The organism is Rahnella sp. AA (genome assembly GCF_002834385.1).
Taxonomy (GTDB): Bacteria; Pseudomonadota; Gammaproteobacteria; order Enterobacterales; family Enterobacteriaceae; genus Rahnella.
In genome coordinates this window covers 1-17,823 of sequence record NZ_PITQ01000022.1, presented here as the reverse complement: position 1 = coordinate 17,823, position 17,823 = coordinate 1, and the positions used below count along the sequence as shown (strand labels likewise).

Below are 17,823 nucleotides of genomic sequence, written 5' to 3'. Positions count from 1 at the left end.
TAGGGATGAGGCATCGCCGGCCGTCGATGACCAGGAAGAAGAGATAAAGCCCGGAGAGGAAGAGAAGGTAAGGAAAGAGAGAGACAAGCCCCCGTAACATGCCGGAGAAGAGTGGCGGCGCAGCCGCCACCTGTCTCAGGAACTGGCGGGCACAGCCCGCTGGGGTATTTTGAACGCGATGCTAAAATGCCCGCCTGCTCCAAACCGGCAGCATACGGGCTTTTTCTTAGAGTGCGGCGAGAGTGCCCAATGTATGGGGGTCTTTTTCAACCATGCGGATCAGGAGCATAGCTTGTTTGTTTGGCTTCGCCCTGCCCTGTTCCCAGTTCTGATAAGTCGTGATACCGGTATGCAGGTAATCTGCAAAAACGGCCTGAGAGAGGCGCAATTTTTCGCGCACTGCCTTCAACTCTTCCGGCGACATCGAGATATTTTTTTTCTGCGAAACAGTATGCGTCTTCAGCGTGACCTTGCCCGCGTTAAAGTCGCTCCAGTCTTGCATACCCTGCTTTAACTCTTCGAAAAGGTTGCGGTTACTCATAAGGTGCCCCCTTGTTTTAGTAATTCTAACATCTTACGTAAGATGTCCTGTTCGTCCCGGCTCAGATCATCTTTCTGATCTTTATCATAGACTGCAAAGAGCAGAAAATGAGACCTTTCAAGCCACCAGTAATAAATCACCCGTAGGCCGCCACGCTTGCCTTTGCCCCTGCGGGCATCAGCAAACCTGATTTTTCTCAGGCCACCCGTGTGAGGGATAACGTCGCCGCTGGTCGGGTTCTTAAGCAACATCTGCTGAAATTCTTTGAATTGTTCATCCGACAAATAATCAGCGCGTTTAGCTTCGAACACGCTTAACTCAACAAAAATAGCATCCATCGTCTGCTGCTCCCTTCAACTTGGGGATATCTTACCCCCAAGTTGGGCATAAACTCAACCTGCTTTTATTGAATCACCCATGTTCGTCCGGCTTTGAGATGGTTAATTTTACGCAGTGCCAGTAATGCCATTAGCTCACATTCGGCAAGCGTATCCGCGTCATGTAAAGCCTGTACGCCCGCAAATTCAGCCGACTCGGCAATACGGGAATACAACGCAAACGCATGAACGCGCTCAGGTTCCGACACGCTGTCTTCAAACGTGAACGCCTCCACAAAGTCACCGTAATCGTGCATGGGCGCGATTTCCAGCTCGATGGCGTGAATATGGTCATCACCTAACACAGCGCCGGTCTGGCAATTCCAGCCAACGCTGGCGTCTGCGGATAACTCGTCGATAACCTGCTGTAAAAAGGGCAATGCCTCAACGGTTTTAAGCAGGTTTTGCAGGTACTGCGCCGCATGATTGCTGTAATACGCCACGTCCACGACGCTGAGGGGAACAACATTCATCGCGTTCACTGTCCGGCCTCCGTTAACAACGTGCGGTCGAGGACATAGGTAAAATGATCAAAGTAATCACAGGCCATCACCGGACGTCCGTTAACAAACCAGACCAGAATCCACGAAAGGGATTCTTCGCATCTGTACATTTCGGCCTGCGCGCCCGCAGGTAAAAGAGCCGGCTCGAATTTTTGGGAAAATGCCCCATAGCAGAGGATGTGATTAGCCAGATCGCCCAGCTGGGCGGGAGAGCATATTCCAGCCCCCGCTACGGGGGCCTCAGTGCTAAGATTTTGGTTAGAATTTGCCGGTGTATTCATGATTAATTCCCCACCGTCTGGTTTTTTACGCCGTAGTTTTTGATGTAACGGTTAAGCCAGAACCCTGCACCGGCTTCGAAATTCCACCCACGCCACACCATTTCACCCTCCTTACGCACGACAAGGCGAAAATCCTTGCCGTTATCGTCTTCAATGGCAACGTTGAGGTACTGAGACGCGACGGCCGTTGCCTGTTCGCGCGTAAACTCCCCTTCTTCCGGTAATACACTTTTCTGATCACACATAAGCCTTTCCTTTTCATTTGGGGTTACCCACATCACCCGTTGAGTTTCTCTTGTCGCGGTTTTGACGTTTGCGGGAACCTGCTGTTTGGTTCCTTCTGGTATGCCATCACCCGTTTGAGACCCCTCGCCGCAAGGGCGTAAACAACACCGGCTGACGAAGATGACCAGGGCGAACAGACAATATTTGGAGGTCTAACGAAGTGGCCGAGAAAAATTTTCTGTGAGTGCATTTACCCTGGGAAGCGGAGGAGGACTGTGTTGTTGTCAGCCAGGCGAAGGGACTTAAACGGAAAGAGGGTGCCGGAGTAGCAATGAGCGGGGATCCGCCGCAACGCCGGGGCGCGGCAGCGAAACGGTGGTGCGCCGAAGAGTACCGGCGGCATTATTGCCGGTGCGGTTAATGCGCTGGCGTTAGCCAGCTGCAGACGTTGACGTGCTCCATCAGACATTAGCCGGAAGGCACGAAGCCGCTTGCGGTTTCGGCGGAGACTGGCCGGTGCGCAGCAGCTGCCTGTCGGAGTATGGCTCGACGATTGACCAGCTTGCTGGTCATGAGCCGAAGGTGGCCGGTGTAGGATCTTGTGACACGTTTTAAATCAGCACCGCGAAGCCCGGACAACAAAAAAACCACACTGAATCCCTATGCAAAATAGTGGTATTTACTGAATTATCTGACCCGCTGGAGACCAGATTTCGCTTATCAGGCAATAATTCACGGCGATAGCGGAGACGCACGGCGCCGAAGGCGCAGAGCAGTCGGCTATCGCCAGGCGTAGCCTGAAAGGGGTTTTCGCGCGATGACAGGCGGCTTCCCGCCCGTCTCTTACCGCTTACTTATCGAGTTTTTTTACCCCAGCCTGCGCAATATAGGCGCCGCCGATATAAACAGCATTCTGATATTTCAGATACGTACAAATATCGTCCAGAATCTGTGTCGTATTGAGCGGTGATAATCCGGCCTCACGTCGGCTGGCGTTAATTAACGATTTATAATGCTGCAATGTTTCACGCGTTTCAGATGTCAGTTTCATTTGTTTATCCTTACGGCAGGGATACCCTGCCGTTTAATATGTTATTCAGAGAACACGTAGCCGTTCAGCAAAACCAGCCCGTTCAAAAACATGTCGCGCCCATAGGCTTCATAATCAAAGTAAATCAGCAGTGAATCAGGCATGTCATCGAGTAAGCCGGTTTCATCAGCAAAATCGCGGGCGTAGTCCTCTTCAGTTTCCGCCTCACCCAGATACGCTTCCTGAAACGCGTCATAATCACAGGCGCTGAAATATTCTGCCCATTCAACAAACGCCTCTCCCTGCCCTTCCGCCTTTGCCTGCCGGTAGGCATCAATAAACGCCCAGTTCACATGACTTTCGGACGCCAGTCCGGACGGAATCCCTTCCCAATCCTGAAACATCAACTCCGGATCTTCTTCATCAGCGTGTAGCTCGCTGCATGCAGCCAAGAAATCCTGCTCGTCATCAAACTCAGTCAGATCGAACCATTTGCCGGCAATGCTTCCGCAGTTGTATTTGTGATACGTGCCGACGTATACGGCGGGTGTGGTTGTGCTCATATGCATTTCTCCGCTGGTTGGGGGATCACAGTTCCGGCTTACGCCGTGCCGACACGACAGACGGGCGGAAAGCGGAGGATGCAGGGGCGCTACCGGAAGCCGCAGCGCAAACGAAGGAAGGAGGTAGGCTGGACGGCGGGCGAGTGAATATTGAACGAGAACGCGACGGGAAGACTACCGAGTGGATGAGTGCGAACGGGTGAGGATAGCGGCGAAGCGAACCCTTGCAGCCGCAGCGGCCCGTCTACAGTGAAGGCACGGCGTTAGCCGTCGCAGCTCAGGCTGTCAGGGGACGTTTTTAGTCGGGTTGGTGCGCGACAGCGCGGCAGCCCTGAAAAAGCGGAGTTTCACGACATCCTTATCCGCAGTCCAAAAACTCCCCCGCCGTCGCCGGTGGGGAAGCTATTTATTCTTTGGCCAGCTCGGCGGCGTAACGGAGAGAATCCCAGTTGTAACCAATATTGGCATCGTGATGATCGGTGGCGATCTCCATTGCCCGGTGTATTTCCTCCGGTGTCAGCGTTTCATCAACCTCAAGAAAATCTTCTTCAAGCCAAAATGTCCCGCAACAGAGTGCATCCGCAGGGTACGCCGACAGCCTGGACATAAAGGCTTCTACCGTTACCCCCCAATGGTTGTACCCGTTCACTACCGGCGAAAAGATTTCGGCCGCCACGTCATTCCAGCTCCATTCCTCAGAGGGCGGGCAGGGACGCTCGACATTTTGGAGGCAGATGTCCGGCACCTTTTGCAAAGCTGTAGCTATCTCATCCAGGGTCATGCGCTGCCCATTCCCCTCTTCACTGCCCAGATAGTAGCCATCCAGGTACAACGCCATCTCGCCGTTATCGAGTACCACTTTTGTGAGTTTGTGCATCAGAATTTCTCCGTTTCAACGGCACCATTGCCGTGCCGCCACTAAAGACCGGCGAAAAGTGGAAGATGCAGGGGCGGAACGCAGGCCACAGCGCAGACGTTAACGGGCTGAACGCCCGCTAACGTTGAGAATGGGCGAGTATCCGGCAACGCGCACCCTTGCAGCTGGAGCGGCCGGTCTACAGTGAAGGCACGGCATTGGTGTTTTCGCATTTCAGCTATCTTACTTTCCCGCCTCCTTTGCGGCCCCGGCGTGGCCGGGAAGTGCCGTGTGGCGTTTCCGGGAAAAGTTCGGGGGGTTAACGCCCCGGACGTCTCCACACCTAAAAACAACAAGGCTCTTGCAGCCTTGTTATCCCAGCGCTAATCCCGAAATGCGTGATCTAATTCGTTTACCTGCTGGTATATATCGAGGAATTTTACGTTCATCTGACTGATAATCTGTCCGGCCAGACGTTGTGATAATTTCTCACTGTTCCAAAACCAGGTTAATTCGAGCGCGCGTAGCCGCTCACGAAGTTCAAACATGGTGTTCGCCAGCTGCGCAACGTCGGCCCGCAGCGCTTCATTACCCTGATAATTCATCGTGTATTTCCTTTTGTCGTATTTAATGTCACGCCACGCGGGCATTGCGCAGTTCTGTCAGGCGGCGTAATCCGGCCGCGTGATACGGCTCCATCAGCTCGATCCCAATCCACCGGCGCCCGCACTGTGCCGCCGCGACGCAGGTTGAACCGCTCCCGGCAAACGGGTCCAGAATAATATCGCCCGGCTGCGTGAAGGACTCGATCAGCGGCCGCAGGATGGAGACCGGTTTTTCCGTCGGGTGGTGGCGGTTGCCGGTGTACTGCCAGGGCATCACGTCAGGTAACGGTTTTTCAGGCAGCGGCGGGCGTCCTTTAGCAAGTACGTAAGCACTTTCGTGCTGATAACCGACGAACGCTGACTTCGAGGCGTAGGTCTTGGTGAAGACAATGTGGCCCACTACGCGAAAGCCGGCGGCTTTCCAGGCCTGCATAAACACATCCACCCGGTTCCAGCCATAAAAGCTCACGGCCAGGCTGTCGGGTTTGAGCACCCGGAACATTTCTTTACTGACAGGCAGTAACCAGTCCCCTTGTTTGTCGTTGGCAATAGACCGCCCGGAACGGTCGGTAAAACCGACGAGGTAAGGCGGATCGGTCAATATAAAATCCACCGCATTGGACGGAAAACCAGACAAAACCTGCTCACAATCACCCTGGATAAATCGGGACATCGCATAACTCCACATCGATAACCGGAACCGGCCGGCGCCGTGCCCCCACGACAGACGGGCGCAAAGCGGAGCAGGCAGGTGCGTCCCCGGAAGCCGCAGCGCAAACCCGGCACGGGCTGAATGCGCCGTGACGGGTGCGAACGGGTGAGGAGACGACGGAAGTGAACACTTGCAGGCGCAGCGGCCCGGCTACAGTGCGGGCACGGCGTTGGCACTAATACGGGAGGGAAATTCAGGCAGGACGCGGAACAGGTTGAAACGGCGCGGCACCGTGAGGTGCCATAAACGTGGAGCAACGCGACATCCTCGGGCGGCAGCGTGCCAGGTGACAGAAAGTTCGCGGACTTATCGACCGTTCATACAGACGTTACCCACCGAAACTGTGGATAAACGGCGGCGGGAATTAATGCGGGGTGGCAATTCTGGCAACGGGGAACGGGCGACAGGAAAAGGTGACACAGACAACTGGCCAGAAGGCCGGCTGTGAGGAAAAGCGGCCAACGGCTTAAAATCGGGGGAATTAACGACTCTCCGGGTGTACTTCGGCAACGTTTAAATCGGCGTGTGCGACATGTTCAATATGGTTTACCGGCTCAGAAATCAGCCGCTGCAGCGTCAGCGGGATATGCAGCTCCATACGGTCAAGATACATATACATTTCCCAGCAGGCTTTAAACGACGGATAACGGTCCGGCACATAGAGCCATTTATCTAGGATCACCTGGTTTATGGCATGCAGCTGCAGCAGCTTAGCGTGGGGCAGCCGGTGAAAACCGACGGCATCCAGGTACGCTTGTTTCTGGTTTTTTAATGCAATTAACCGCATACATCCTCCCTCAACCATTATTTGGAATAATAGGTATTCCATTCCCTGAAATCACGACCCCGTAAGTCTGACGGGTAATGATTTAACTGAAACCATTCCGGATAGCGCTTATGAAGTTCTTTATACTGATCTTTAATATTTGCCGTCACATAGCCCTTTTTGGCTTCCCGCAGCGTGTTGTTAATAAACGTGACTTCGAAAGCCTTCGGCGCAAAAACGACTTTTTGTATTTCTTCCGGCTGACTTTCTATTTTGGGCTGACTCATGCGCCGCTGCAGTTCCTGCATAACCGCCGCATTCAGTTCAAAAAGTTGCAACGTGGCGAGCGAAGAAATATCTAACGCTGCGGCATCGAGATTATTTTTCATGGCCAGCACCTCTGATTTTGAGGGTGAACAGCTCCCAGAGTCCGGGATGCATTTTCCTGTCGCCCGCTTCCCACTGCTGCCAGGTTCTCAGCTTGCTGTGCGTCAGCGCGGCGGCTTCTGTTTGTGTCAAAGCCGCCAGGTTGCGGGCGGCTTTGATCTCGTCGGGTGTAGGTGTCATTGCTCAGAAGTCCTGATGGCCGTTATCTTCATAGCCCAGCAGCTGTTCCAACTCGGCGATCTTCTGCTGTTTATATTGGTCCGCTTCAAAATCAGCAATCAGCACAGCGATACGGTCGATGATGTCATTTTTAGAGAGGGATTCACCGAGGTCCCGATAACCAGAACAAGAATCCCCGCTCTCATTATGAGTGATGGCAAAATGCATGGTTAATTCATTAATTTCACATGAAAAGGTTATTTCATCTGTCTTAAAGGTTTTTTCTGGAAACAGACGGGTAACAAGCAGCTGTGTTAATTCAGGCACCCTCTTCTGCTTATATTTATCCGCCTCGAAAGCCGTAATAAGTGCAGTGATACGGTCAATGATGATATTTTTAGAGATGAATTCACCGAGGCTTCGTTGATCAGCAAAACAACTTCCATTATGCATGATAGAGAAATTCATCACGAAATTGCAGACTTCATACACTTTGTTATCTATAGCATGCTTTTCCGGAAAATTATTGATTTCAAAAGAAAAATCCATCATATCTGTCTTAATCGTTTTCTCTGAAAACAGGCCTGCAAAATTCTGTGACTTAGCGGGGACATAATCCACAACAAACCCCTCTTTATACAAAGGTATTTGTTCACGCGTATCCATGTTTTCATAAGTGTGGTCGTTTTCAAATGCTGCATCACGCAACGTGGCATTCCGACGCGCATCCTGCTCATCAACACCCACAGCGAGAATATCCGCAAAACTTCTTTCATTTTTATATGAACGAAAAACAATCAGTGCTTTCATTTTACGCCTCGATATTCATGAGAATTCATAAACACCATATTACGCTCATTGAGCGTAATTCAAAGCATTAATTTTCATTTTCCGTTAATTAAAAACCAGGATTAAAACGTAAAAAAACGGCGATTCATCATTACCCAGGATTGTACTTTATAAAGATATAGTCCGTGAAAAACACGCAACGCTCGCCGCAGACACGGCTGAGGCGTACCGCAGCACCGCGAGGAACGAACAGCCGTGACGAGGAAGCGTCATATCACCGGCTGCCCCTGTGAGAACCGTACACACCTGGCCGGAGGTGGCCACAAAAAAACCGGCACGCAGGCCGGCGGAAAACGATGATCGGCTTTATTTACGGTTTTTCTTCCAGGTTTCCGAGGCCAGGAATGCGGCCCGGACAATCACAATCCCCCAGCACAGCTGCAGGAGAATTTTCACCGGCACGCTGAACCCGTCGTAAACCAGCAAGGGGACGATAAACAGGCAGCTGATGAGAAAACACCACTCGGCGGCGCTTTTACGCGTGCGGCCCGTCAGCGTTTCCAGCCCGATGATCCCTTTGCAAAACTGTATCAATGACATGATATCTCTCCACTGCTTTTCCGGTACACCGGTGGCTTTTAGTCTTTTTTCAGCATGCGTTTGAAATTATTCCGGGCCTGCCCTTCCCCTTCACGGGGAGCCGGCTCCTCCGGGAGAACCGATGTCTGGGACTCGTGGCCGGCACAGGCGGCCATCACCTCCCGGATGCTGGCCGTGGTGGGTTGCCACCCCGTCGTTTGCTGAATAATGCCCACCAGCTGGTCGGCCGTCAGCTGCCCGTCGAATAACATGGACAGCAGATACGGCAGACGTTTATCCAGCTGGTATAACGCGCTTGCGCCCACGATCGCCGCCCGAAAAAAATCACCCCGGGTCCGCAGGGGAACTGACTCAATAATCTCCATCGCCTTGGCATCCTGGATATCATCTTCAGGGTGCAAATAGACGGTCAGTCTCTTACGTTTGTCGGTCTCGGTCACGGATAGCGCTCCTTGGGATTAAAGTAAGACAAGTTCGCGAACCAGCGCCGTCTGCGGGTCATCAACAACCACAATGCGCTCGGGGGCCAGTTTCCAGGCACGGCGAACGGCGGTTTCAATCAGCGGTGCACCGCCCCCGACCAGCCACACCCGGTTCACATGACGATGGGCCGATAACTCATTGATAACCCGCTCACCCAGGCGCTCAATGGAAGAACTTATCATGTCCAGCACATAGTCCACTTTTGACGCGTCGTTGACAACCGTCGCGGCAAATTCGCGGTCATGCCGGCGTTGTATCAGCTGGTCGGCCACAAAGGCGCTGGTATCACTGCTGGCCATTCGCAGGGCCGTGAGCGTGGCCTGGGTCACCATCGATACACCTATCGTTGAATTGCCCTGGATGGCACTGACGTCTTCAAATTGCCCGACCAGCACACCGGCATCGAGCGTTGTGCCTCCCAGATCAATCACCAGTGAGGTTTCCAGCGGCCCCACACCGGCGCGTTCGAGCTGGGAGATAACCGCAGGCAATGACTCCGGCATCACGTCGACCTGCGCAATCGTGAAGGTTTCACGCTTATTCAGCGTTACCGGCCGCAGCAGGTTGTCAATTTTGCGCTGTATGTTGACCTCATTATGCTGACAGTCGCGGGTATAGAACTCGCTGATGGGCAACGTGACCGTCAGACTCACCGGTTGCGGCGGCAGGCCGCTGGTGAGCAGCGCGTGGTGTACGGCAAGCAGGTTTGTGTCGCCATACTGGTACTCAATGTTGGTGGTATTGATCGCCTGCTGGCTGACGCTGTCAAACGAGTACTTCAGCCCGTCGATTTCGTAATTGAACGTTTCGCTGCTGCCCATCCCGGCCACCTTCCACCCCGCTTTGAACGAGTTGGGGGAAACTGCCGTATAAATTTCATCGCCCTCCTTCCAGGCCAGCTTCACGTTCGTTGATCCGTCGTCACACCCTATTCTTCTCATGATACACCTTTATAGATACTCAAAATGAGAATTTATAATAACTCAACCAATACCTGTCAACAACATAAATACTCATTTTGAGTATTTATAAATTATCAAAATGAACATCAGTCCCATTTAGTGAGAAATGCCGGTATAGATTTTTTTTCATCGTAAAAACAGATGGCTGGTTAAAAGACGGTAACCGGATCTTGCAAGTCGGAATTTTCGCACTAATAATACTGTAAATACATACAGTGTTATTGATAGGAATGCACATGCTGTACATCACACCCGTCGCCATTGATCCCGAAAAGGTGCCTTTGCCGTTGTTCATTGAACGATGCCCGGCAGGATTTCCCAGTCCCTGTGCTGACTACGCCGACGCAGAGCTGGATCTGAATGATTACTGTATTAAGAAAAAATCATCCTCGTTCTTTATCCGGGCCATCGGAAACTCAATGAGCGATATCGGTTTGCACAGTGGCGATCTCATGGTCGTGGATAAATCTGAAGAACCGCATCACGGAGACATTGTGATCGCAGAAATTGACGGGGAGTTCACGGTAAAACGCCTGTTACTGACACCCCGCCCCGCGCTCCAGGCCATGAACCCGGCGTATCCGACGCTCTACCCGGATAACCTGCAAATTTTTGGCGTCGTCATGGCTTTTGTGCATAAAACACGGGGAGGTGAATGATGTTTGCCCTGGCGGACGTGAATTCTTTTATGCCAGCTGCGAAGCTGTTCTAAACCCAAGGCTTCGCGGCAAACCATTGATAATTCTGAGCAATAATGACGGGTGCTGTGTGGCGAGATCGGCCGCTGCCAAAAAATTAGGTATAAAAATGGGCATGCCGTGGTTTCAGATACAACAGATGCCCTTCCCCGAAAAGGTGTACGCGTTCTCCAGTAATTATTCGCTGTATCACTCATTTTCGCAGCGCGTCATGAGCCATATCGAAGAGCTTTCGCCCCGCGTTGAGCAATACAGCGTGGACGAAATGTTCATTGATATCAGCAATATTGATAACTGCATTGACTTTGAAGCCTTTGGCCACCAGCTGCGCGCCCATGTACTGAAAGGCACCGGGCTGACTGTGGGTGTGGGGATGGGGCCGGGTAAAGTTCTTGCGAAAGCGGCTCAGTGGGCTTCGAAGGAGTGGCCACAATTTAAGGGCGTGCTGGCTCTCACGCCTGGTAATCCCCGCCGGACTGAAAAATTATTATCGCTGATGCCGGTTCAGGAAGTGTGGGGCTGCGGAAGCCGGATTTCGAAAAAACTGAACCTGATGGGCATTCACACCGCCCTGCAGCTCGCGCGCGCAAACCCTGCCTTCATCAGAAAGAATTTCAGTGTTGTGCTGGAAAGAATATGCCGGGAACTGAACGGTGAAAGCTGCATCAACCTGGAAGAAGCGCCGCCTGCCAAACAGCAGATTGTCTGCAGCCGCTCTTTTGGTGAGAAGATCACAACCTATGACGCCATGCGGCAGGCTATCTGCCAGTATGCCGAACGTGCTGCTGAAAAACTGAGGGGGGAAAATCAGTACTGCCGGCATATTGCCGTCTTTGTGAAAACGTCCCCCTTCGCCGTCAATGAAATCTATTACAGCAACGTGGCCAGTGAGAAACTCACCACCCCGACGCGGGACACCCGCGACATTATTGCCGCTGCCGTCAAAGCGCTTGATCGCATATGGGACGATGGCCGGCGTTATGCAAAGGCAGGGATCATGCTGAACGATTTCACTCCAAACGGTGTTTCTCAGCTGGACATGTTCGATGAGGTACAGCCCCGCCCTGCCAGTGATGCCCTGATGAAAGTTGTCGATGGTATCAACCAGTCTGGCCTGGGAAAGGTGTGGTTTGCAGGCCGCGGGATTGCACCTGAGTGGCAGATGAAACGAGAATTGCTGTCGCCCGCCTACACAACTAACTGGGACCAATTACCTGTAGCGAGCTTTTAGGTTGTGTAATATTGGGACCACGGTCCCAGAGAAAGTGTTGGGACCACGGTCCCTGGGAAAGTATTGGGACCACGGTCCCTGGGAAAGTATTGGGACCACGGTCCCTGGGAAAGTATTGGGACCACGGTCCCTGGGAAAGTGTTGGGACCACGGTCCCAGAAAGAATATGCCGATTAGAATAATACACAGAGAGACATTTGAATTTTCGGAATTTTAATGACCTGAGCTATCTTTTAGTGAGGTAAGGATAGCCTCAATTTTCTCTATAACATCAGGAGATATGAGTGCAGTATCAAGGCTTATAAGAAACTTTTCTCCCTTGTATTGTGAGGTTGCACCTGTCGCATATTGCCGTTTTGCAGAGGATGTACGCTGTGGGCCGTCAATAGCATCATTAAACTGCTTAATGATTTTGTCAGCCTCTAGTTTCTCTCCTGCAGCCTTACGTTTTGCCATGAGTTCAGTCTGCCTGAGTATAATAGCTTCATGACTTTTAAAAACCTTTGCCAAAGAATCCCCCGCTCTAGCTGACAATTCACCAGGTTGTGAGAAAAGAGCAATGACCTGTCGAGGCAAACTAGCAGTATTAATGCATCGGGTAATAATTTTTCTGGAAATATTCTCAGCATCAGACAACGAAGAAATATTGCCACTAAACTCCTGCTCCAAACGGTGGCAATAGCGCTTACCTCGTTCGTATGCACTGGTAGGGCGATAATCGTTTCCAATCTTACACAATGAGTTCATCTGTTCATCATCGAGGTCCCCAACTAAGACTCGGTACTCTCTCGATGTCACAATAGCCGTCATCCTCCGCCTGCTTCCGTCCGCGATTTCGATACTACCTGAAACCTTTCGCCCGTATGCTGGGTTTTGCTGACCGGAGATGACAAAGGAAGGGATTAAATCATCTAACGCATTCTCAGTAGTAAGAAGTCCTTGATCACGTTCATTCCCGGTCCAGACAGATGTGCTTTTCTGAACCTGACCAGCTGCGACTATTTCTAAAGTAAACCGCACATCTCGGCCACAAACCGGTAATGTCACCGCATTCCCTTTCGCCATAGCGCCGACGCGGGATATTAAGGTGTCGACCATAGGTGCAGTCGGTGCATCAACCTCTGTTTCAGCGGTATTATTTTTAACCATTTTCGGAATGATAGGAGCACGTTTCATTATCGAACCTCCCAACGGGTTTTGATTAGACGATCAAATATTTCCATACAAACAGGTTCCCATATGGCCAGTGCATTTCTCCAGGCACCGGTCGAAGAACGTTGATCGATGGCTTGCTCAAATACAGTGCGCATTCGTATCTGTCCTTTGCCAACTTCATCAGTTTCACGAACAACATTTTTCAACACCATACTTCCCCAGGCATCTCTAATTTGCTCTTCCATCCACGGTGACTGTGAACCGTTATTATTACTGTATTTAGTCAAAAGAATGCGGACTATTGGCTCGAAACCTTTTAAATCCACGTTTTTAAGCAAGTCCCGCAACATATCGAAGAACTGCAGTGCAGAGGTATAATCGAAGAGTTCTGCAGGAGTTGGAACAATTAAAACATCTGCTGCGCAAACAACGTTGATCGTGCCAATACCTAAGTTTGGTGCACTATCGATGACAACAACGTCATAATCATGAGCTACAGTTTCAATTGCCAGCCGCAACATCATGTGAGGTTCGGTAGGAAGTTTGCCCTCGTCATAACGCCCCATGAGTTCAGTTTCGATTCGGTGCAGTGCAAGGCAGGAAGGAATGATATCAAGACCAGGCCAACAGGTTGGCTTAATTGCATAACTGGCATCATCACGTTCCCCCAGATAAAAAGGAAGTAAAGTATCCTCTGCATGGATATGAAGATCGGGAACCCAACCGTGATACATCGATGCCGTGCCCTGTGGGTCATTACCCTCGACAAGAAGTACCCGTAGCCCCTTGAGTGCAAGATGTTGTGCGAGATGTACAGATACAGATGTTTTGTAAACGCCACCTTTATGTGCTGCTACCCCAATAACTGGGGGAATAGTATTTTCAGGACGCCGGATACGAGTATTAAACACATCCCTCATATGATTGATTTGCTCGATTGTATATCCAATACGCTGTTCAACTCGCCCACGCATTTCAAGGTCGGGGTGGGGGAGGCGTCCGTTTTTCTCTGCATCACGGATAGCCTGCGACGATACTCCTACCAAATCTGAGGCTTCTCCAATACGCCACCGACGCGTAATTTTTCTTGCCTCAGGGCTATCATCATTGAATTGCGCTAAAGCGATCGCCTTTGTCATTTCATGACCAGCGGAAATGCACTGATCTAAAGTATTCATAAGTCCCATTTCCATACCCCGCGTAGTTAACTTTGCATAATTTCATTAAATCTTGGAATTTAGTGCAAAGCAACAAAAATAAAGCAAAGTATAATTAATTATGCAAAGTTGGTGAACTATGTGAGATGCAGTGCTCGCCGCAGTCTTTGACTAGCGAAGTCTGTCAAAGCGAGGAAGCGCAATATAACCCGAACAACGCATATACCCTGGTCACTCGTAGTCAAGAGGATTGGGAAAAGGGCAAACTTGAGGTGTTTCCCATAAAATATGCTGGAGTCGATAAACTATGAACTTCAGGTGATTCCCACACTGCCTATTTTTCACTCAAAACAACTCAATCTTAAGGTATTTCCCATACTGACCAAGGCCAGCAGCAGATTATTAACCTCGAACTTTAGCTATTCCCCATAAATTTCCAGTTACCCACAGGTTATTTTTAAAGATTTTTTTCTTTTTATTCTTTTTAAACCTTTTTAGATGCCTCGAGCGCCTTTGTTTATGCGGGCTGAAAGCATCTAACTATGGGGAATACCCAATGTTGGTATGGGGGATGGGGAAAGTAACTGTGGGTAATGCCTAATGTTAGCGTGGGAAATGGCTAAAGAACCTATGGGAAACAGCTAAAGTTAAATCTGTCTTCACAGATTTGTGGGAAATACCTTAAGAACGGCTTGACGCATTGGCGGCATCTGCCACTATGGGAACAGTGAAAATCTCCCACAAAAAGATAGGGAACCCGCATAATGACAGCTGTGGCAGAGAATAAAACTCATAACGCGTTAAAAATATCTCAGTCGAATGAACTCACAGAAGCTGCTTATTACTTACCTTTACAGGCAAAAAGAGTTTTGTGGCTGTGCTTAATGCAGACTTACTATCAACAGGAACATCCGGGCATTTTTGTCGTTAAGGTGGCCGATTATCAGCGCTATTTTAAAGTAAGCCAGGCAACCGCAAGTACGGACGTTCGCAAAGGCATAGATGAGTTGGGCAACCGCCAGGTAACCTTTTTCCCAGCCGAAGGTGAATACGAAGAAGTTCGCAGGCCTTGGCTTGCAGAAGCAGGTTTGAAGCGGGGTAGGGGGCAGTGGAATATTGAAATCAACCAAAAGGTTATGCCTTATCTGACGGGATTAACGAGTCAATTTACTACTTATACTTTGCTTGACTGTGGCCGTATAAATTCAGTTCGGGTAATACGTCTCTATGAAAGCCTGTGTCAGTACCGTTCATCGGGGATTTGGATCACCACTCCCACTTGGCTCGCTGAGCGTTATGAACTGCCTGACTCGCAGCGCGCAAATTTTGCAGAGATGAAACGAACGTTCTTAGTACCGGCAATTGAGAAAATTAATGCATTAACTCCTCTTAAAGTCTCGATGAAAGAAGAGGATAATGGAAAACTCGTATTTTCAATTCTTGCACGACCTCTTCAGCTTCCCACGCTGGTAGGGTAATTAAACTTCAGGCATTTCCCATTCACTAGTTAGAGGAAATCATCATGTCTCAGGAAGCAGCTGCAGCATGGAGTTTGATCAATTCAATGGGAATGGGGTCCGGCGATTATGTTAATTTCCGGGCATTTAGAACTTGGTGTAGGAATGAGTATTCAGCTAATCCCATCGATTTCATCCCTGTAATGGATGAATTAGTGAACCTCGAGACAGACATGCCCGTCACCAACGCTTACACGGAGTCGATAAACCGACTGGTCAAGAACAAGAACCGTGAAGGGGATGGTTACTCCTTCGAAGTGATGCGAGCACGAATGCTCTACACCACGAAGCACAAGAAGAAGGCGCCGACTACGAAGCTCTCTCCGTTCTACAAGAAAACCATCGGTTACGGACTGCCGGTCTTCGCAGAGGAACTCAACTACGGGGTCGATCTATCAACCATCTGAGGGTGGCATCAGGTTTGTGGGGGGAAGGTGGCCTATCAACCATTTAATCCGGATACCCTAAATTTTATGTACAGAAAACGTGATTGTTTGTTAACTCGTTTTTTCATTAGCTCAAACGAGCATGGAAGTCATTTAGGTGATTTCACGTTCGTTATCGTAATGATGATTGCAAAGCGGGCTATCAAATAGGAAGTTAAATGGATTCTAGCCAGTTACAGAGTTGGTTATCAGCTTCGAAGATTCAATCGGTATATTTATACCGGACGGTGGACAGCTCTGGAGGAGTCCTGTTATTGATTCTTGACTTCAATGGGCACGAACTGACGCGTAAAGTATTTCGCCCGCAAGAAACGGAGTGGGACAATACAGCTACCCCAAAAATGTGGTGCTACCCGCCACCTGACGAGGCTGTGTCTATCTATATCGACCCAGTTGGTGAATTCATTTTGGCTTTAAATTTATTCGACAATGAGTTCCTAACTGGTCTGGTGTGACCTGTTCCCCGTTGATTGGCTCACAAAATGTAGCGTTATGCACAGAAAATGTGGATAAGTCGTCGGGTTCGGCAGAATGGGCGTTTTACCGAATCGGAGGGGGTGCGCGAGTGCGCATTGTTGCAGACAAACTCAGGGGGGCGTATCGCAATTAGTATTACACCTGCTCTATGATAGGTTGGCGATAAGTGTACAGGCCCGGCACGTATGGGCATGAAATAATCATAAAAATGGAGTTACCATGAGCACCCCTGATTTTGATTCAAGCGCATATTACGCTGACAGGCTGAGAAAAAAAGTCGAGTCCTTTAAGAAAAAGGAAGAAGAAAAGAACCAGCACCGTTTACAAATCCAGTCGGCATTTCAGCATTTGTCGTCTACAGTGATGGACTTTTACAATGAGGCCGAACTTAACCTTCTGATTGAATGCGAAGATAAAGTTTTGGAATACGAACTGGAGAAAATAAACCAATTTGATAACGAACAGCCAAGTAAATGCCAGGTTCGCACACTGCGTTTTCATCGTGATTATGTTTCGGTTTTATTCGCACCATATAAGAATATAACTTCAGGCTTTGGCATGTCTAAAACGGTTATGATAGGTTTCGTTCTGAAGGCAGAAATTGCCCCCCATGTGGAACAAGACGCCACGGGAACATTGAAATACAAACCCTCTCCAGACGAGCAGTATACGCTGCAATACATTAAAGATGAGGGATGGTCAGTCAACATACTTCCTCGCAGTGGTCTCAATAATCGTACTCAGCAGGTCAAATTTTTTGATGAGCAACTGACATTAGAAAGCTTTCTGCGGATACTGAACAGTTTCTTCAGCCCGGTAATTAAATAAAGCAATATTTAAATAGTCGTGTAATTCATATGTATTACACGATTATTCATTGCTCGCCTCCCTGGCGCCTCCATAATCTACTGTCCGTAAAACGATCGTTTGACCGAATGCAATAAATCGTCCGTAAACAGAGCAGGCATCGATGTCTCCCTATTCTCCCGCCCACTCGAATGTCGCATCAAACGTCTCAAACTGCTGACGCGTCCCGTGAAATAACTCCAACTGCATTACGGCTGCTCCTGTCTAATATTTGTCAATGTACCGACCGGATGCGCGCCTGGTGGGAATTAGACCTCACAATAGAAGCATACACCGCCAGGCAATTGGGGCGATCTCATAGCCAGAAAATGTAGTGGTCAACAAAAACTGGCCACAGCTTTAGAGTTTTTCCAGAACAATCGTTCTGATTCATTCGGCGTCAAACCACCATTATATTGATGAGGTCTGAGCTGGCTGTAATATCCTGTGATGTAAT

23 protein-coding genes and 2 pseudogenes are annotated in these 17,823 nt (G+C 49.8%); 6 read left to right on the top strand and 19 right to left on the bottom strand.

Annotated elements, in window-relative coordinates; translation table 11 throughout:
* Positions 1-226: 226 nt before the first annotated feature.
* From CWS43_RS26890 to parM, 17 genes are all read right to left on the bottom strand, one after another.
* Complete coding sequence (locus tag CWS43_RS26890; RefSeq protein WP_101080179.1) at positions 227-541, bottom strand: DNA-binding transcriptional regulator; 315 nt, start codon at positions 539-541, stop codon at positions 227-229.
* Positions 538-879, bottom strand: a complete 342-nt coding sequence (locus CWS43_RS26885; protein WP_101080178.1) for a toxin — start codon at positions 877-879, stop codon at positions 538-540. The genes CWS43_RS26890 and CWS43_RS26885 overlap by 4 nt, the downstream gene beginning before the upstream one ends.
* A gap of 65 nt (positions 880-944) precedes the next feature.
* Entirely contained in the window at positions 945-1,391 is a 447-nt protein-coding gene (locus CWS43_RS26880) for a hypothetical protein (RefSeq protein ID WP_232777240.1), read from the bottom strand.
* 5 nt (positions 1,392-1,396) lie between these two features.
* Positions 1,397-1,702 carry a hypothetical protein gene (locus CWS43_RS26875; RefSeq protein WP_101080176.1) on the bottom strand — a complete coding sequence of 102 codons (306 nt, stop codon included), beginning with the start codon at positions 1,700-1,702 and terminating at the stop codon, positions 1,397-1,399.
* A gap of 2 nt (positions 1,703-1,704) precedes the next feature.
* The gene (locus CWS43_RS26870; protein WP_101080175.1) at positions 1,705-1,947 is read right to left on the bottom strand and encodes a DUF905 family protein; all 243 of its coding nucleotides are present in this window, start codon (positions 1,945-1,947) and stop codon (positions 1,705-1,707) included.
* An 830-nt stretch (positions 1,948-2,777) separates the two neighbouring features.
* Positions 2,778-2,978, bottom strand: coding sequence for a hypothetical protein (locus tag CWS43_RS26865; RefSeq protein ID WP_101080174.1), 201 nt, complete (start codon positions 2,976-2,978; stop codon positions 2,778-2,780).
* Between the two features lie 41 nt (positions 2,979-3,019).
* Positions 3,020-3,526: an antirestriction protein ArdA gene (locus tag CWS43_RS26860; protein ID WP_101080173.1), complete on the bottom strand. Its 507-nt coding sequence runs from the start codon at positions 3,524-3,526 to the stop codon at positions 3,020-3,022.
* A gap of 400 nt (positions 3,527-3,926) precedes the next feature.
* Positions 3,927-4,397, bottom strand: coding sequence for a hypothetical protein (locus tag CWS43_RS26845; protein WP_101080171.1), 471 nt, complete (start codon positions 4,395-4,397; stop codon positions 3,927-3,929).
* 362 nt (positions 4,398-4,759) lie between these two features.
* Positions 4,760-4,981 carry a hypothetical protein gene (locus tag CWS43_RS26840; protein ID WP_101080170.1) on the bottom strand — a complete coding sequence of 74 codons (222 nt, stop codon included), beginning with the start codon at positions 4,979-4,981 and terminating at the stop codon, positions 4,760-4,762.
* A gap of 28 nt (positions 4,982-5,009) precedes the next feature.
* The gene (locus CWS43_RS26835; protein WP_101080169.1) at positions 5,010-5,654 is read right to left on the bottom strand and encodes a DNA methyltransferase; all 645 of its coding nucleotides are present in this window, start codon (positions 5,652-5,654) and stop codon (positions 5,010-5,012) included.
* Between the two features lie 520 nt (positions 5,655-6,174).
* Positions 6,175-6,480 (bottom strand): hypothetical protein, encoded by a 306-nt coding sequence (locus CWS43_RS26830; RefSeq protein WP_101080168.1) that lies wholly within the window; start codon positions 6,478-6,480, stop codon positions 6,175-6,177.
* Between the two features lie 17 nt (positions 6,481-6,497).
* Positions 6,498-6,848 carry a hypothetical protein gene (locus CWS43_RS26825; RefSeq protein WP_101080167.1) on the bottom strand — a complete coding sequence of 117 codons (351 nt, stop codon included), beginning with the start codon at positions 6,846-6,848 and terminating at the stop codon, positions 6,498-6,500.
* A complete protein-coding gene (locus CWS43_RS26820; protein ID WP_101080166.1) occupies positions 6,838-7,026 on the bottom strand; it encodes a DNA-binding transcriptional regulator in 189 nt (62 codons plus the stop codon). The genes CWS43_RS26825 and CWS43_RS26820 overlap by 11 nt, the downstream gene beginning before the upstream one ends.
* 3 nt (positions 7,027-7,029) lie before the next feature.
* Positions 7,030-7,815: a hypothetical protein gene (locus CWS43_RS26815; RefSeq protein WP_101080165.1), complete on the bottom strand. Its 786-nt coding sequence runs from the start codon at positions 7,813-7,815 to the stop codon at positions 7,030-7,032.
* Between the two features lie 345 nt (positions 7,816-8,160).
* On the bottom strand, positions 8,161-8,394 hold the full coding sequence (locus CWS43_RS26810; RefSeq protein WP_101080164.1) for a hypothetical protein: 234 nt from the start codon (positions 8,392-8,394) through the stop codon (positions 8,161-8,163).
* Positions 8,395-8,432: 38 nt separating this feature from the next.
* A complete protein-coding gene (locus CWS43_RS26805) occupies positions 8,433-8,834 on the bottom strand; it encodes a plasmid partitioning/stability family protein (protein WP_101080163.1) in 402 nt (133 codons plus the stop codon).
* Positions 8,835-8,852: 18 nt separating this feature from the next.
* A complete protein-coding gene (gene parM / locus CWS43_RS26800; protein WP_101080162.1) occupies positions 8,853-9,818 on the bottom strand; it encodes a plasmid segregation protein ParM domain-containing protein in 966 nt (321 codons plus the stop codon).
* 257 nt (positions 9,819-10,075) lie between these two features.
* Between parM and umuD the strand changes: the two genes are divergently transcribed.
* Complete coding sequence (umuD, locus tag CWS43_RS26795; RefSeq protein WP_101080161.1) at positions 10,076-10,498, top strand: translesion error-prone DNA polymerase V autoproteolytic subunit; 423 nt, start codon at positions 10,076-10,078, stop codon at positions 10,496-10,498.
* Positions 10,498-11,768, top strand: a pseudogene (umuC, locus tag CWS43_RS26790) (translesion error-prone DNA polymerase V subunit UmuC). The gene umuD and the pseudogene umuC overlap by 1 nt, the downstream one beginning before the upstream one ends.
* Positions 11,769-11,981: 213 nt before the next feature.
* On the opposite strand, the gene CWS43_RS26785 reads toward umuC, so the two are convergent.
* Positions 11,982-12,944: a ParB/RepB/Spo0J family plasmid partition protein gene (locus CWS43_RS26785; RefSeq protein ID WP_101080160.1), complete on the bottom strand. Its 963-nt coding sequence runs from the start codon at positions 12,942-12,944 to the stop codon at positions 11,982-11,984.
* On the bottom strand, positions 12,944-14,110 hold the full coding sequence (sopA, locus tag CWS43_RS26780; RefSeq protein ID WP_101080159.1) for a plasmid-partitioning protein SopA: 1,167 nt from the start codon (positions 14,108-14,110) through the stop codon (positions 12,944-12,946). The genes CWS43_RS26785 and sopA overlap by 1 nt, the downstream gene beginning before the upstream one ends.
* Positions 14,111-14,844: 734 nt before the next feature.
* Between sopA and CWS43_RS26775 the strand changes: the two genes are divergently transcribed.
* From CWS43_RS26775 to CWS43_RS26755, 4 genes and pseudogenes are all read left to right on the top strand, one after another.
* Positions 14,845-15,558 carry a replication initiation protein gene (locus tag CWS43_RS26775; RefSeq protein ID WP_101080158.1) on the top strand — a complete coding sequence of 238 codons (714 nt, stop codon included), beginning with the start codon at positions 14,845-14,847 and terminating at the stop codon, positions 15,556-15,558.
* Positions 15,559-15,761: 203 nt separating this feature from the next.
* Positions 15,762-16,004, top strand: a pseudogene (locus CWS43_RS26770) (ISL3 family transposase); the annotation flags it as partial.
* A gap of 197 nt (positions 16,005-16,201) precedes the next feature.
* Positions 16,202-16,498, top strand: coding sequence for a hypothetical protein (locus CWS43_RS26760; RefSeq protein ID WP_101080157.1), 297 nt, complete (start codon positions 16,202-16,204; stop codon positions 16,496-16,498).
* A 241-nt stretch (positions 16,499-16,739) separates the two neighbouring features.
* Complete coding sequence (locus tag CWS43_RS26755) at positions 16,740-17,348, top strand: hypothetical protein (RefSeq protein ID WP_101080156.1); 609 nt, start codon at positions 16,740-16,742, stop codon at positions 17,346-17,348.
* Positions 17,349-17,823 lie beyond the last annotated feature (475 nt).